The organism is Pelomonas dachongensis (assembly GCF_043555865.1).
GTDB classification, from domain to species: domain Bacteria; phylum Pseudomonadota; class Gammaproteobacteria; order Burkholderiales; family Burkholderiaceae_C; genus Pelomonas; species Pelomonas dachongensis.
This window is the reverse complement of record NZ_JBIGHY010000019.1, coordinates 1-13,978: the sequence shown is the minus strand read 5'-3', so window position 1 is coordinate 13,978 and position 13,978 is coordinate 1. Positions and strand designations below refer to the sequence as shown.

The 13,978-nt window shown below is 63.7% G+C and carries 13 protein-coding genes and 2 pseudogenes; 9 read left to right on the top strand and 6 right to left on the bottom strand.

Annotation, left to right across the window (positions count from 1 at the left end):
• Positions 1 to 9 precede the first annotated feature (9 nt).
• The gene (locus tag ACG02S_RS25405; protein WP_394473296.1) at positions 10 to 975 is read left to right on the top strand and encodes an SOS response-associated peptidase family protein; all 966 of its coding nucleotides are present in this window, start codon (positions 10 to 12) and stop codon (positions 973 to 975) included.
• Positions 976 to 995: 20 nt separating this feature from the next.
• Positions 996 to 1,646, top strand: a complete 651-nt coding sequence (locus ACG02S_RS25400) for a zinc-finger-containing protein (RefSeq protein ID WP_394473295.1) — start codon at positions 996 to 998, stop codon at positions 1,644 to 1,646.
• An 82-nt stretch (positions 1,647 to 1,728) separates the two neighbouring features.
• Here the strand turns inward: ACG02S_RS25400 and ACG02S_RS25395 are convergent, their stop codons facing one another.
• The 4 genes from ACG02S_RS25395 to ACG02S_RS25380 all read right to left on the bottom strand — a co-directional run bounded on the left by ACG02S_RS25395 (position 1,729) and on the right by ACG02S_RS25380 (position 3,973).
• Positions 1,729 to 2,313 carry a thermonuclease family protein gene (locus tag ACG02S_RS25395; RefSeq protein ID WP_394473294.1) on the bottom strand — a complete coding sequence of 195 codons (585 nt, stop codon included), beginning with the start codon at positions 2,311 to 2,313 and terminating at the stop codon, positions 1,729 to 1,731.
• Positions 2,314 to 2,432: 119 nt separating this feature from the next.
• The gene (locus tag ACG02S_RS25390) at positions 2,433 to 3,032 is read right to left on the bottom strand and encodes a hypothetical protein (protein ID WP_394473293.1); all 600 of its coding nucleotides are present in this window, start codon (positions 3,030 to 3,032) and stop codon (positions 2,433 to 2,435) included.
• Positions 3,033 to 3,068: 36 nt separating this feature from the next.
• Positions 3,069 to 3,494, bottom strand: a complete 426-nt coding sequence (locus ACG02S_RS25385) for a hypothetical protein (protein WP_394473292.1) — start codon at positions 3,492 to 3,494, stop codon at positions 3,069 to 3,071.
• A 20-nt stretch (positions 3,495 to 3,514) separates the two neighbouring features.
• Positions 3,515 to 3,973 (bottom strand): hypothetical protein, encoded by a 459-nt coding sequence (locus ACG02S_RS25380; RefSeq protein WP_394473291.1) that lies wholly within the window; start codon positions 3,971 to 3,973, stop codon positions 3,515 to 3,517.
• A gap of 66 nt (positions 3,974 to 4,039) precedes the next feature.
• Here ACG02S_RS25380 and ACG02S_RS25375 point away from each other — a divergent pair, with 66 nt between their 5' ends.
• The 5 genes from ACG02S_RS25375 (at position 4,040) to ACG02S_RS25355 (ending at position 12,529) form a co-directional block, all read left to right on the top strand.
• Positions 4,040 to 4,336, top strand: coding sequence for a helix-turn-helix domain-containing protein (locus ACG02S_RS25375; RefSeq protein ID WP_394473290.1), 297 nt, complete (start codon positions 4,040 to 4,042; stop codon positions 4,334 to 4,336).
• 679 nt (positions 4,337 to 5,015) lie between these two features.
• Complete coding sequence (locus ACG02S_RS25370; protein WP_394473289.1) at positions 5,016 to 6,461, top strand: hypothetical protein; 1,446 nt, start codon at positions 5,016 to 5,018, stop codon at positions 6,459 to 6,461.
• A complete protein-coding gene (locus ACG02S_RS25365; protein WP_394473288.1) occupies positions 6,458 to 7,186 on the top strand; it encodes a hypothetical protein in 729 nt (242 codons plus the stop codon). The genes ACG02S_RS25370 and ACG02S_RS25365 overlap by 4 nt, the downstream gene beginning before the upstream one ends.
• A 1-nt stretch (position 7,187) precedes the next feature.
• The gene (locus ACG02S_RS25360) at positions 7,188 to 11,519 is read left to right on the top strand and encodes a coiled-coil domain-containing protein (RefSeq protein WP_394473287.1); all 4,332 of its coding nucleotides are present in this window, start codon (positions 7,188 to 7,190) and stop codon (positions 11,517 to 11,519) included.
• Positions 11,516 to 12,529 carry a Wadjet anti-phage system protein JetD domain-containing protein gene (locus ACG02S_RS25355; RefSeq protein ID WP_394473286.1) on the top strand — a complete coding sequence of 338 codons (1,014 nt, stop codon included), beginning with the start codon at positions 11,516 to 11,518 and terminating at the stop codon, positions 12,527 to 12,529. The genes ACG02S_RS25360 and ACG02S_RS25355 overlap by 4 nt, the downstream gene beginning before the upstream one ends.
• Positions 12,530 to 12,584: 55 nt before the next feature.
• Here ACG02S_RS25355 and ACG02S_RS26475 read toward each other — a convergent pair.
• Positions 12,585 to 12,692 (bottom strand): annotated as a pseudogene (locus ACG02S_RS26475) (nuclear transport factor 2 family protein); the annotation flags it as partial.
• On the opposite strand from ACG02S_RS26475, the gene ACG02S_RS25350 reads away from it, so the two are divergent.
• Together ACG02S_RS25350 and ACG02S_RS25345 are read left to right on the top strand one after the other, a co-directional pair.
• Entirely contained in the window at positions 12,642 to 12,860 is a 219-nt protein-coding gene (locus tag ACG02S_RS25350) for a hypothetical protein (RefSeq protein ID WP_394473328.1), read from the top strand. The pseudogene ACG02S_RS26475 and the gene ACG02S_RS25350 sit on opposite strands and share 51 nt — an antisense overlap.
• Positions 12,796 to 13,734 (top strand): hypothetical protein, encoded by a 939-nt coding sequence (locus ACG02S_RS25345; RefSeq protein ID WP_394473285.1) that lies wholly within the window; start codon positions 12,796 to 12,798, stop codon positions 13,732 to 13,734. The genes ACG02S_RS25350 and ACG02S_RS25345 overlap by 65 nt, the downstream gene beginning before the upstream one ends.
• 85 nt (positions 13,735 to 13,819) lie before the next feature.
• Here ACG02S_RS25345 and ACG02S_RS25340 read toward each other — a convergent pair.
• Positions 13,820 to 13,978: pseudogene (locus ACG02S_RS25340) on the bottom strand (transposase); the annotation flags it as partial.

Sequence of the window (13,978 nt, the reverse complement as noted above, 5' to 3'; positions counted from 1 at the left end):
AGTTCATCCATGTGCTACTCAGCCCAAGTTCGCGCCAACTACCGTGACTACGTCCGCCTGTTCGGCGCCCACCTCAGCATCAAGGAGTTCGTCCAGCTCTTCTTCAACCGACAGGAGGCGAAGCTGAAGGTTCCGAAGGCCGTGGAAGCGGCGTTCGAGGGTGAGGCCACCACGCCCGAGGAGCAGGAGGTTAAGCGCCTCATCGAGGCCTTCATGGCCGACCGGGCGATGACGTTGGAGAAGGAGTTGTTTGCTCAGCGCAAGCGTCTGGCCGATGCCGAGCGCATCGCAGAGACGAACCCCAAGCCGGCCAAGACCGTGCTGGACAGTCTGCGTATCGCGCCGTCGAAGATTTCCAAGGCGCGGCTGGATCTGGAGGATCTGCGCAGAACGGATCTGCGTGATCGCGACTCGCGCATCTTCCCTGGCGTGTATGCGCCCGTGATGGTCGTCCGCGACGGCAAGCGCGTCGTGCTGCCCATGCGTTACCAGTGCCGGCCCGCCGGTCGGCCGGCCGCGTATGACATCGAATACCCCGGGACCTACAACGCCCGCCGCGACAACCTGGAACGGTTCTGGAAAGGCCAGTTCGGCTACACGCACGGCATCCTGCTGGTGGACACGTTCTACGAGAACGTCAAGCGCCACGACATGGAGCATCGCCCGCTCGGGCCCGACGAGAAGCCTGAGAACGTGATCCTTCAGTTCCAGCCCAATCCGCCGGAGCTGATGTACATCGCGTGCCTGTGGTCGCATTGGACGAAGGACGGCGAACCGGACTTGCTGTCCTTCGCGGCCATCACCGACGAGCCCCCGCCGGAGGTGCGGGATGCGGGGCACGACCGCATGATCATTCGCATCAAGCCTGAGCACGTGGATGCCTGGCTGAACCCGGATCCGAAGAACCTCAAGGCCCTGTACGACATCTTTGATGACCGCGCGCCGGCCTACTACGAGCATCGCCTGGCTGCGTAGCGAAGCGAAGGCGCAATCGCATGAGCAAGCCGATGAAGGGTGCCCCAGGCCAGATGGGCCTGGGCGGCTTCGGCGACGGAAGCGTCGTCAAGCTGGACGGCGGAAAGCGCATGCGGCTCGACGACCGGGTGGACTTCTGGCCGGGATCCCAGACCTGGAAGACCGTCGTTGACGGTCCCGATGGCCCGGCCAACGGCATCGGCTTCACCAGCCTGCTGGACTACCTGAAACGGACCCGTGAAGCGGAAGGCCGGCCCGTGGCCGGGCCAGTGGCTCTCGCTTCAGACCGGACCGTGATCTGCAACTACTGCGGCAGGCACGCGGACCTGCATGGTGGCCTTGACGTGTACCCAGACCGCAGGGATCTCGCGCAGCGGCAGTTTTGGGTGTGCTGGAGTTGCGATGCGTGGGTCGGGTGCATGAAGGAATCCGACGAACCTTTTGGCGAGTTGGCCGACGAAGCGCTACGCGCCGCGCGCATCGCCGCACACAAGGCATTCGACCCGATCTGGGAGCAGGGGCTGATGACCAAGCGCGAGGCCTACGACTGGCTGGCACAGGCGCTGACCATGTCGCGCGAGGAATGCAAGATCGGCCTGATGAAGCTGGAGGACTGCTCGCGTGTAGGTCAAGCGGTGTGGGAGCGCTTCGGCGAGCTGCCGCCAAGCTGACCGCGACTTTCTACCGCAGGTTCAGTTGTGGCGGTTCAGTTCCAGGAACACGAAGCTGCGCACCTTGGGCCAGTAGAGGAGGCTAGTCTTCCGCTCGCGACTTCTCAGGCTCATCTTGCTTCGCCAGCCAGGCATCAATGCGAGGGCCATATGCGGCATAGATTCCAGCCACTGCGGCGAGCGCTGCACACGTCGCGATGGCATAGAACCACCAGCGCATTACTCGCTCGAAGCGAGCACGGTAGTCTTTTGGCGGCTCGAGCCTGTCGAGGGCCCACATCCCACGGCGTTCGAGCTGGGCCTCCATGGACGCCGCTCCATAGCGATCACGCATTGCTGAGGCGTGTTTGTCGAGATAGTTGTGCCAAGCCAGTCCGCGTCGAACCAGCTCCAGATTCACGTTCGTTCCGTCTGGACTGAACACCTCGGCCAGCATGCATCCGTCGCCAGCCTTCCCCTCCGTTTGGACTGTGACGGCTCTGTTGAGAACGGCGGCGGCAAGCGCAGCCTGTGCCTCGTCACCGAAGGTCTGCCCTAGCTCGGGTGCATCAATGTAGGCGAGGCAGAGCTTGTACTCGTGCTGCTGCGCGTCAACCAGCGTCAGGACGTCTCCGCCTGTCACGCTGACCACCCGCCCGTGCAAGACGGTGTCCGCCCAGACAAGCATCGAGAGTGAAACCAGAAGGCAGCACGCTAGAAGCCGAGGGATCCTGGCGCTTGCGTTGACGACGCCAAAACCACCTGCTGAAACTCGAAGTAGACGAAATGGGTGGTGCACCGGCGGTCTCAAGCGGCGAGCTGATGGCGAATCGTCACCAGCGGTACATCAGCGGTCGCCCGCCATGCGTACTCCATGCCTGCCAGTGCCAGCTGAATCTTTCGGTCGACCTCCCGCTCGGGGTCCGGATCGACCTGTGCGCTGAGAACAAACCCGAGCAATCCTGCCACCAGTACGAGTATTAGCGAACAAGGAAGCCAGTGAGCCACTACGAAGGCAGGAAGGGTGTCCGTGTAACCGCCTTGCCCCATGGCGCAAGCCGCCAGCAAAGCGAGGAGCATCCCCCAGCGGCCATAGGCCCGACGGTCGTACGCGGTTGCAATGGCTTGGCTAATCGCGCGAGATTCGCCGGTTGTGCAGTTCCGGACCGCGACGAGGTCGCCGGCAGCAGCATCGTTCGCAGCGCACCACGCAAAAGCCAGTCTCTGGCCTCGGTTCACTGCGATGCCGAGCAGTCCAGCGGTGGACCGCCATTCCCGCCCATCGTCAGCGCGGATCCAGGTCTCGTGGTACCACTCGCCCCGGTAGATCCACGATCGTGTGCCGACCACGTCGCCGGCCGTGAACCAGTATCGGAGTAGGAGGCCGTTGCCAGATTGGAATTCCATGCTTTGAGGTCGTTTGCAGTAATAGACGGCTCTCTCTCAGCCTTGCGAGCCAAGGCTTCGAGCCAGAAGGCGTTCAAGTAGATGGCTGCCCAGCTCACTCGAATAAATCATCAGCGTCACGCTCGGGCTTTCCGCTGCTTGCACGCGGTTCCGCCACCCGGCAATCTGCAGCTCCCGATGGGGGCCGAGAACGCCTACGTAGTTGGGCCCGACGCCTGCAATTCGCATGCGATGGCTCATCCATCCTGTGATCCCGCCCACGGATACGCGATAGCGCAGCCTTGCGCCGCTTATGTCCAGCCATGCGTCGGCACGCACTCGCAGCAGTGAGGCGTGCCATCGCTCCGTAACGTCGAAATGAATCAACCCACTCAGAATCGGTTCGTCATTGGGCACCGCTCCTACGTAGATCGCGGGGTGGAGGGTTCCAGTGCCTTCGGAAAGGCGGAGATCAAAGGACATGTTGTTGGACCCGCCCCGCCTCATCGACGACGGCCACAGAAGTCAAAAAATGGGTCCTCGGCCAGCCAGTTGGGCCGACCGCGACGCCCCGCAGCTTGCGGTTGCGCGAAGCATGCAAACACAAAGGCGAGGATGGGTGAGATGCCAATCACGACCATGGCGGCTCCGGCCGTCAGGGCGGTGGACGTCATTGCATGCCAGCCCATGTAGCAGGCAAGTGCGGCCAGCAGTGTGGTGAGCATCCAGTCCGGCAGGAAAAGAAACAACAGGAGGCTGAAGAGCGCGGAAGTCTTGTAGGCGAGCGCGTCATCGGCTTGTGGCGGCCCTGCATGAGCAAGCTCCAGCGCAAACAGGCTGGAGAACAGCGCCAACCAGGCCAGGATCCTGGCGAGCTTGGTGCGGGCTTGGCGCCGGACGTTGCTGCGGACGCTGGCGAGGCGCGAACCTAGGGTGCGCCATGACGGAAGGTATTCAAGCAAAATGAGTCCTATAGGTTGTAGCCCTAAAGGATACATTCCGACGAAATTGGCGGCTAGAGAGCTGCCATGAAAACCACAGTCAAGTCCAACTTTCCGCGAGCATTGCGTCGGTTACGGCAAGCCCTCGGGCTGGCCCAAGAGGCCTTCGATGTGGTTTCTAGCCGTACGTACATAAGCAGCCTCGAGCGAGGCTTGAAGGACCCTACGGTAGGCAAGGTCGAGCAGTTGGCTGCGGTGATGGCCGTTCATCCGCTGACGCTGCTGGTGCTGGCCTACTCGGATGGTTCCAGCGGACAGGTCGGCAGATTGCTTACGCAGGTTGAACAGGAAGTGCGGGCAGCACTTGCGGCGGAGAACCACTGAGTCGCTCGGCAATGCGTTTTCGATGGGCCTGGTCGGACAAGTGGGTAGGCCTTTTGCTGCGGGGCTTGGGATACCTGGCGGAACGACGGTGCCGACTCAGTGATGTTCCGGTCGGGGAAAAGCGCGATGCACCCAGCGCGCAGGAGATGGCTGCCGCCCGCACCACGCCCTTGCTCGCAGCGGCGACCACGAGCTGCTGGCCGCACGTACGGAGGCAGAAAAGTACATCCTGCTGGCTACGCTCAATTTCGTGGAGTGCGTCACCTTCGTCGAATCGGGCGCTGCAGTCAGGTAGCTTCGCGCCTCGCCCGGGTCAAGGCGGCGTGGCCGGGCTCTCACGATATCCAAATTTCTAATACGGCGCTCCTGTTAGGTCAGTTGGTGACCTATGCGCCGCCTACGCTGAAATCTGATCCCTGGGCCAGCCTGGCCACTGGACTCAGCGCATGCCGGATAGCCAAGCTTGCACCGCTCGCCCACCATCTTCCCGGACCTATGGGGGTAACTCCGAGGTTGAGTGGCGCATTCGTCGCGTCACGTGCCTGGACGCCTTAGACGCCGCGCTTCAGAATGGTCTCAAGGGGAGGACTAGAACAATGCACGTACCTCTTGGCAGGAGTGAGCGTAAGCGTGCGCCGCCGCTATTGATTGGCCTGGGGCGGTTCATAGGCGGCGCGACATGACAGCGCGCCCGGCATCTTTGGATACTCTCCTGGATCTGACGCCTCAACAGCGAAACCTGCTGTTGATGAGGCCGCTGTACCAACTCGAGCTGACGAAGAACAAGTTCTCGGACTCGACCGCCGATGGACGAGGCCTCTTCGAAGGCGTCGACACCCATTACCTCACCCTGGCAGCCCTGACCTACATGATGGAGGGCACGGCGGTCGCTGTGGGGTACACCCTAGAAGAGGTGCTTCATCACCTCGTTTCCATCGTGCAGCGAATGAAGCCAGCGGCCGATGCCGGCCAATGTCGCCGCATCGCCGAGATCGTTCTGGACGCCGTGGACAACGCGTCCAACAACTACCTTGCGCACACCTACGACTACTTCCATGGCCCTTCCGGTGAGTTTCGTGTGGTCAGCTTCCGGCTGACAGCACACGAACCGGACCTCGAGGACATCTGGCGGTATCGGCCGACGGCCGAGGGTTACCTGGTGTTGATGGGCATGCTGGACTTGAAGGTCGAAGACCACCAGATCCTTGTCGAGCGGATGCTGCAGCTGCTCATCGAGCGCGGTCGGTTCGACCAAGCCTACGAGTTCGCCCGCAGGGCGCGCATGCTCTCGATCGAGCATCGGCAACAGATCCGGGACTTCATCCATCAGGCGTGGCGAGCCCCGGGATCGGTGGCCTGGGCGCGAGACATCGCGCCGCGCCTGAACGAGGCGCGTCAGCACATCCATGCCCGGCAAGAAGAAGACCGGCGCATGGAGGAGTCGGTCCGGGAGCAACTCATCCAGGTCACCGATCCGCAGGCCCGCCAGCAACTGGGGCGTCTGGACGAGGTCTTGAAGAGCGCCAGCAGCGTGCGCGCCCACCTGCAGGTCGACGTCACCGGCGCCGGCGACAAGTTCATGAGCGCACAGGCCGGCGCGTTCCGGTCACGCAGGCCGTCATCGTTTCCTGATCTCGAGACCGGCCTGCTGCCCGACGCGCTGGCCACCTCGCAGCAGGAACTCGTGAAGCACGTCGACGAGGTGATGCTGAGCCTGTACCCCGCCGTGTTCCCGAAAGCGCCGGACCTGTCCGACCTGCTGGCCTTGCTCCTCACCAAGCGTGAGTTCGACGCGCCAGGTGACGAGATAGGTGAGTTCGGCGAAATGGTGCCGTTCGTGGTCTACGAGGATCCATTCCCGGAAGAGATGGCGCAGGCGATACAGGCCTGGATCGGCCGGAAGTTCGCCATCGGCGGCAGCTGGACGATCGACGAGCTTCTCGCCGCTGCTGAGGACGAAGACATGTCGCTGCTGGAGCGCCAGTGCATCGTCTATGCGCTGTATCGCAGCTTCCCCGACAGCGAGAACCTGTTCAAGGGCATGAAGGCCCGGACCGATGGCACCTTTGATTCGGATGTCGCTGCGGGCGACAACCTTCGCTTTGATTCTGTGGAGATCCGATGAGCAGCACTCACCGCGACGCCAACGCCTTGCTCTACAAGGCGATCAACTTGACGGCGTCTCCGTCTCGCGACGTCGAGTACCGCGAGCTCCTGTCCAGGTATCGGGCGGACACGGCATTCGCCAGCGCGGTGCAGGAAGCCGCCATCGGCCTGCAGCTGTCGATCCTTGACGTCAGCGAGCGCGGGCTGATCGTCGCCCCGTCGTCCAAGGAGAGCCGGTTTTCAATGCGGATGTCCGACCTGCGCACCCTGTTCACATCCGAGCAGCGGGTGGCGCTCGCGATGGCCCACCTGGCGATCGCCGCCGTATTCTTTCCGACCACCGACCGTCTGGACGACGACGTGAAAGCGCCGCTGCCGGCCACGCTGGCGCGCTTTCGGGACACCCTTCTCGCCGTGGTGGGACGCCTTTCGGACAGCCACGAGGCAGAAGAGGGTGGCGACCAGGCGGAAGAGTTTGTCGCTGGGTGGCAGTACCTGAAAAGCCTGCCCGCGGTGAACCCGAAGGCCGAGCGTGCTGCCGCATCGTCGGTCGACGGGATCGTGCGAATCGCCGTCAACAAGATGCTCGAGTACGGCCTGCTTCGTCTGGTCAGGGGCAGCGAGGACGAGGCGCAGTCCTTGTACGGCCCGACGTACCGGCTGCGCGTGCATCTGCGCGAGCTCACATTGCCGCGCCTGTTCCACGTGACCCGCGACGCGGCTCGGGCCGCTGGAGACCACTGACATGCAGCGCATTTCGCGAATCCACGTTAGCCACTTCGGCAGCCCGACGGCCTGGTACGACAACCATGTCTTCGACCTGATTGACCCAGACACCGATGAGCCCACGGACACGGTCTTCAACCTCGAGAACGCCGGGGGCAAGACGTCGCTGCTGTCGTACATCTTCAGCTGCTTCGAACCGAAGCTCGACCGCTGGCTGCAGCACCTGCAAAAGCGCAACCACCGCTTCCACGAGTACTTCGCGCGGGACGGTCGCCCGTCCTTCATCCTGATCGAATGGCACATGCCGGGGCGCGCCGCGGGCGCTCCCGACTACAAGCTGCTGATCGGCCAGGTGGTCACGATCAAGGACACCGTCGAGCGCAGCGCCGATGTCGACCGGTCGTTCTTTGCCTTTGAAGTCACGAACGGCCTGTCGCTCGATGACGTGCCGGCACCTGGCCTGACCGACACGCCTGCCCGCTCCATGCCGGAGTTCCAGCAGTGGATGCATGAAGCGAGCTCGCGCTCGCGGGGCGACTTCTTCCGCACCAAGACGCAGGAAGACTGGGTCAAGCACCTGGGCAACGTGCGGATGCTGGACATGGATCTGCTGCGCATGCAGGTCGACTTCAACAGCAACGAAGGCGGCATGGAGGAGGGCTTCCTCACCTTCAACACCGAAGCCGACCTGCTGCGGCGGTTCCTGATGCTCACCCTCAATCCGGAGCGATCGGCCACCGTGCGGGAAGGGCTGGCACAGACGGCGGACAAGCTCAAGGCACGGCCGCGGTACGAGAAGCAGAAGACCCAGCTGACCAAGCTGCATGGCGTGATGCTTCCCTTCGTCGATGCAGCCGCCGAGTACGAGTCCACCCAGCGCGAACATGAGGCGACCCGGCGCGATGCGGCCCGCCTGGCCGCCGCTCTGCGACGTACCAAGCACGAGAGGTTGGATGCGGCCAATAGGGAGCAGGACTTCGCGTCAACCCAAGACGGGGTTGCCCAGACGTCGGAGAAGAACGCCGAGCATCACGCCGCCCACTCGGTGGCCATGAAAGGGTTGCAGATCGACCGCAAGGTCGTGATTGCCGAGCGGGCCAAGAACGCTGCGACGGAAGGCCTCGCGACCGGCGATAACCGACTGAAGATGCTGCACGGCGCCAAGGCAATGGGCCACCTGACCGCCCGGATTGCGGACGCCGATTCGCTGCAGGCGCTGATGGAACTCGAAGAGGAAGGTTTGAAGCCGGCGCAACAGGAGGCCGAGATCCAGGGGGCGCTGCTGGACAGCGCGCTGGCGGCGGCGCAGGCGGACGAGACGCGCAAGGCTCGCGCTGCGAGAGACGCCGAACAAGCCGCCAGGTCGCTGCTCGATGCGATTCAGCAGGATGAGAAGCGAGCGAACGATGCGCTTCAGGCCATCGCGGCCGAGCGCGGTCAGCTGGAGGGATTTCAGGCCGCCTATAAGACCCAGCGCGAGCAGCTCATTGCCGAGGGCGTGCTGACGGAGGCCGACGGAGGATCCATTTCGGCAGCCATCGATCGGCTGGCCGGATCGGAGGTGGAGCTGACGGCAAAGGTCCAGGCGCTGGATGACCAGTTGGAGATGTTCCAAGACGAGGAGCGCGGGCATCGCGAGCGGGCGGCAACCCAGGCGACCAAATCTGCGCAGGCGCTGGCGGCGCAGGAACCCCTCTCGCGCCTGCTTTCCACGGGCTACACCTTGCGTGACGAGCTCGCGCAAATGGAAGTCATGCGCACCGCGGCGGACGCTGAGCTTGCCGACCCGGACGAGCCGCTGCTCCTCGAGCAGTTGGACGCGCTATTGACCGCCGCCGATGAGGAGATCAGCGATTTCGACGTCCTGCTGGCGCAGTTTGCCAACGAACGGAACTCCATCATGGAGACCGGGCTGGCAGGCCGCAACGCCGACGTTGACGCGGCCGTGAAGCAGCTGCTCGCCGTCGGCGTGCGCTCAGCCAGGGCCGCGAGCTCATATCTGGCGGAGATGCTGCCCGATGCAGCGGAAGCGACGCCTGTCGTGCTTTCCGACCCTTCCCGGTTCCTGGGGGTGTCGGTCGCGCACGGCGACTGGGAAACACTCCAGAAGAGGCTGGCGGACCTGAAGGTCAAGCTCAGGGCCCCGGTCACGGTGGCCACCCAGACCCTGGACGCGCAGGCGCCCGGCGGCGACCGACTGGTCCTCGCGCCCGAGGACGCCGCGCTGTTCAACAAGGCCGCGGCGCAGGCAGCGCTGGTTCATCTCGACCAGCGCATTGCCGCCACCCGCGACCAACGTGGCGCCTACGTGCAACGCAGGAACGACGGCAACATCGGTCGGGCCAAGCTGCAGCGCTACCAGCGTGAATTCGGAGCCGCCCGGCTGCGACAAGCGGACATCGATCTCGAGGACAGGAAGGCCGAGGCGACGGCGGCGACAGCGCGCCAGCAAGAACTCCTTGCGCAAGCGACAACCAGCAAGAACGCCGCGGAGCAGGTCGTGCTGCAGCGAAAGCCCTTGCCGGCGGCCATCGCACGTGCCGAGGGCGGCCAGCGCCTGCTTAAGACCTTCCAGCGTGAATACGAAGACTGCAGCGCGGAGAAGCAGCGGCGCCTGGTCCAGCTTGCTGGTTTGGCGCACGTCCAGGTTGATCGGCTGGCCGAGTTGAGCGGTCAGCGCATCGAGATCGACATCCGTCGCCAGAACGCCAACCTGGATCTAGTCCGGCACGAGACGGCCGCGACGAGGCACGGGGACGACCGCGCGGTTATCGCCTACGTCGACAGGAAGTACCCGGCGGAGCAGCACCTTCGCGCGCGGGCCGTGTCCCTGGAGGCGCTTCGGATCACCTACGGCCGAGCCGTCGACGTGCTGCGCGATCTCCAGGCCAATCGCGACCCTCAACTGGCTGAGAAGCTCAAGACCGCACAGGTTGCAAAGAGCGAGGCGGAGCTCGCATTCCGGCAGTACGCCAGCTTCGACGAGACATTGCTGCGCGAACTACTTGCGTTGGACTTCGAAGCGGAGGTACGAGATCAGCTGGCCGCCAACCAGCGCTGGGCCGCGGCAAAGGACGCGGCAACTTTTGCGCACGTCGCCATCGATACCGAACGCAAGCTGTACCTGAAAACTCACAAGCAGCTCATGCGCCTGACGCCCGACGTGCAAGAGCTGGACGATGCGGCGCTGGATGAGCTTGTCGCGACCACCGATCAGGAAGCGCTGGCCGCTGCGGACATGGCGAGTCGTGCCCGTGCCCAGGCGGTTGAATCGCGGGGCCGCGCCTCGGAGCTCGAGACGGTCGCAACGCGACTTGCCAGCTTGCATTCATCGCTGGTCGCTGCGGTGGCCAATCTCGCGCCCGACCACGACCCGTTCGAGCTGCCGGCGGATCCGGATACCTACACCCATGGGCTCATCGAGCGCCATCGTGACCAGAAGGAGCGCGTGGACGCACAGCGCGAGAAGGCGCGCAACGCCTTCCAGGCCTTGTCGTCGGCCGCGACCTCGAAAGACCTGGTCGAGGTCGAAGCCGAGCTGGCCCGGGACATCTCCGAGAGCAGGTTCGACTTGGCCTGTTCGGATCGCCTGCGGGTGCTGGCGCTCATCACCGACCGGCTGGCGGCCGTCCAGGACACGCTGGACACTATGGAGCCGGACCTGCAGAACTCGGTCGGCGAGCTCTACAACCTGACCTTCGAGGGCATGTCCATGCTGTCCCGGGCCTGCGGCAAGACGATGCCCCTTGCCGCGCCGTACGTGGGCGGCAAGCACATCATCAGGATGAAGGCGAAGTTCCAGGGGATCACGATCGAGGTCCGCAAGGCCGCCATCCGCAAGTACTTCACCGAACTCATCGATGCCGGCGTGGTTCCCGCCAAGGGAGCCGACCTCGTGGCCAGGAGCCTTGTGGCCATCAGCGGGCGTCAGGACCTCGGCGTTGAGGTGCTGAAGATGGAGCAGAACGAAGCGCACCAGTACCAGCTGGCCAGCGAGCTCAAGGGGTCGAAGGGGCAGGGCACCGTGATCGCGATGTTCCTGTACCTCCTCATCAGCCAGCTGCGTGCGGACACCCAAGCCACCGCCAAGCGAGCTGGCGGCGGGCCGTTGATCCTGGACAACCCCTTTGCCAAGGTGCAGACCCGTGCGCTGATAGACGCGCAACGCTTGCTGGCCAAGGAGATCGGTGTGCAGCTCATCTTCTTCACGGCCAACGCCGACGCCAACATCCTGGCGGGTTTCCGCAGGGTCGTGCGCCTGCGCAAGTCCCACATGAACTCGAAGTCGCAGCGGTCCCACATCGAGATGGCCTCGGCGACGTTCGAGGACCTCACCGAGATGTCAGCGTGAGCGACGCCTTTCTGAACCAGCTGAAAGCCCATCCGCGCAAGCGCATGCTGCTGGTGGAGTTGCGCCAGTCCTGGCTCAACGTCTACCCGGAGCAGGTGCAGCATCCTGAGCGAGACGGCTTGATGCTTGAGGCGCTGGCGTCGATGGCCGCGGCGGGACAGGTCGCCTTGCCCTCCGCCAGCAGCTTCGAGCGGGTCGGCCGGCAGCCGATGCCCAAGTTCGTGACGATCACCGTCGACGAGCAGCGGGAGCCACCGACTGAATGGGGCCAGCTTCCCTGGCTGCCAGCGCTGGGTTTCTGGCCGCGCCTGACTACGTCGGAAAAGCAGGCCGCCTTTGCCATCAACGAGTGGATGCGCCGGCGAAAAGGCGACTTCATGATGGTCCCGCTCAAGGAGCGGTCGCTGGAAATCTTCGGCGACGAAAAATTCCTGGACCTGCGAGTCCGCAGCGACGCGCTCTTTTCTGGTCGCCTGCCGTTGAGCGCCATCGGCGCGTTCATGGTTGCTGCACCCCTGCCGCACCGCAAGGCTGACGCACCCGGCCGGCCCGTGGTCATAGTCGAGAACCACCACACCTACTGGTCCCTCGGACAATGGAACTTCAGCGCCAAGCGCTACGCGACCGTGATCTACGGGGCGGGCCACGCCGTGTCGTCAACCGGTCGCGCACTCGATGAGGTGCTGCGGGAAGTGCAGGGCGTCGGTGTCTTGTACTTCGGAGATCTCGACCCGGCTGGCGTTGGCATCCCGCTGCGCCTTCGCAACGATGGCGCCGGCGAGATCCAGCCGGACGTGCCCCTGTACAAACTCGTCCTGGCGCACGGTCGTCGGCGAGACGGCGTTCGCCGAACGTCAGACGACGTCGTCACGCTTCACAGCTGGCTGCCCTCGCTGGCGACGGAGGTGGAAACGATGTGGAAAGACGGGCAATGGCTGCCTCAGGAAGGCGTCGGCACCGAACTTCTGCACAAGCACGGCAATGCACTTTTGAACGCTCAGTCTTCCTAGAGCCGAGCATGCCCCGCGCCGAACTTTATATCCGGCGGCAGGACGGGCTGGTGGCTTAGAACATTGTGTTCTCATTGTTCACCGTGGCCGGGATGGGCTGCAGAACGTCCCAATGCTCAACGATGTGGCCCTGCTCATCGAACCTGAAGATGTCGACGCCGGCCGTTGGCGCTCCCGCCAGTTCAGATACCTGAACGCGACCGTGCGGGTCTTCATCGATTGGGCGGCCTCGCTCTTCGAGCGGCGCGCCTTTCAAGGAGAAAAAGATGACGATCGCCTATTGCTGGCTCGACATGTCGCTCTCGAGGGAGCGCATCACGGCCGTCTCTGACAGCCGCATCTCGCGGCAAACGGCCGGCGGGGCTTGGGTACCCATGCAGGAGGAGACAATCAAGCTCTTCAGGGTGCCCGTGAAGTGCTACGGCCAGGAGGGCTTCGACTTGAACACAGGTGCGTGGAAGGACCCGTACTTCGAAACTGAGTTGGGCCTTGCTTTCGCAGGCGACTGCGTGGAGGCGCTCTGCATCGCCAACGCGTTCATGCGCGGGGTGTCGCAGTTGGTGGCCACTGGAACAACAAGACCTAGGCCGGAGCCAATCAAGCTGTATCAAATGCTGGAGGCTGCCGGCAACCACTGGCTCTCGACCTACAAGAAGCCCACGGACGCAAGCGTGCACTTCCTGCTGTTCGGCTATTCCCCTGTGGACAGCAAGCCCTGGGCCGGCAGGTTGATCTGGCCGGAGCGCCCGGCGCCCGGTGGGAATCAATTCGAAAATCCGCTCTTCGACGCCAGCATCTTTGTGATCGGCGCTCACACCGTTCCTACAGCGGGGCCCTTTGCGGAAAAGCTGCGCCGGCTGATCCAGAACCAGGCAGGGAAGAAGATGAATGTGGCGGAGCTGCAAATGGCCGGCTTTGAGCCGGACCTCGAGCGAGTCAGGCTTCTGCACGCAGACAGCATGACCCTGGAGCAAGACGTCGTGAACCTGCTGGTGGCCGCGGCAGAGGTCACCATCGGCGGCACCATGCAGAAGTTGGAAGTGTTTCCAGAGGCGAACGGTCGCGCGGTCGTCTCGTTTTGCCGAGACGATGTGGACCTCAGCCACGATTTTGACGAGGCCGCCGATGGGCTTATCTATGTCAGCAGTGCGCAAAGAATGGGGTGGGCCGCGCGCCCAACGCCTTCAGACGACAGCTTCGTCTGACCGAGGCGACCGAGCATCTCGCGCGCCGAGGACTGGACGTCAGGTGCCGTCGGCCAGATGTGCCCTGACCTCTTCGACTAAGAACTTATCCGTAAATTATGTTTGTAGCCGTTGGCATTGCGGAAGGCAATGATGGCGGCAGCCAGATGGTTCAGCGCGAGGAAACTGCGTTCAAGCTTCTCGTAGCGCACGAGCAGCTTGCGGAAGCGGTTGAACCAGCTGTGGCACACCTCGACGACCCAGC

Bases quoted from the DNA above. Each gene is read 5' to 3' on its own strand.
- ACG02S_RS25375 (WP_394473290.1), top strand. From the start codon at position 4,040: ATGAAAACCACAGTCAAGTCCAACTTTCCGCGAGCATTGCGTCGGTTA.
- ACG02S_RS25400 (WP_394473295.1), top strand. From the start codon at position 996: ATGAGCAAGCCGATGAAGGGTGCCCCAGGCCAGATGGGCCTGGGCGGC.
- ACG02S_RS25385 (WP_394473292.1), bottom strand. From the start codon at position 3,494: ATGTCCTTTGATCTCCGCCTTTCCGAAGGCACTGGAACCCTCCACCCC.
- ACG02S_RS25370 (WP_394473289.1), top strand. From the start codon at position 5,016: ATGACAGCGCGCCCGGCATCTTTGGATACTCTCCTGGATCTGACGCCT.
- ACG02S_RS25395 (WP_394473294.1), bottom strand. From the start codon at position 2,313: ATGCTTGTCTGGGCGGACACCGTCTTGCACGGGCGGGTGGTCAGCGTG.
- ACG02S_RS25390 (WP_394473293.1), bottom strand. From the start codon at position 3,032: ATGGAATTCCAATCTGGCAACGGCCTCCTACTCCGATACTGGTTCACG.
- ACG02S_RS25350 (WP_394473328.1), top strand. From the start codon at position 12,642: ATGCTCAACGATGTGGCCCTGCTCATCGAACCTGAAGATGTCGACGCC.
- ACG02S_RS25405 (WP_394473296.1), top strand. From the start codon at position 10: ATGTGCTACTCAGCCCAAGTTCGCGCCAACTACCGTGACTACGTCCGC.
- ACG02S_RS25345 (WP_394473285.1), top strand. From the start codon at position 12,796: ATGACGATCGCCTATTGCTGGCTCGACATGTCGCTCTCGAGGGAGCGC.
- ACG02S_RS25365 (WP_394473288.1), top strand. From the start codon at position 6,458: ATGAGCAGCACTCACCGCGACGCCAACGCCTTGCTCTACAAGGCGATC.
- ACG02S_RS25360 (WP_394473287.1), top strand. From the start codon at position 7,188: ATGCAGCGCATTTCGCGAATCCACGTTAGCCACTTCGGCAGCCCGACG.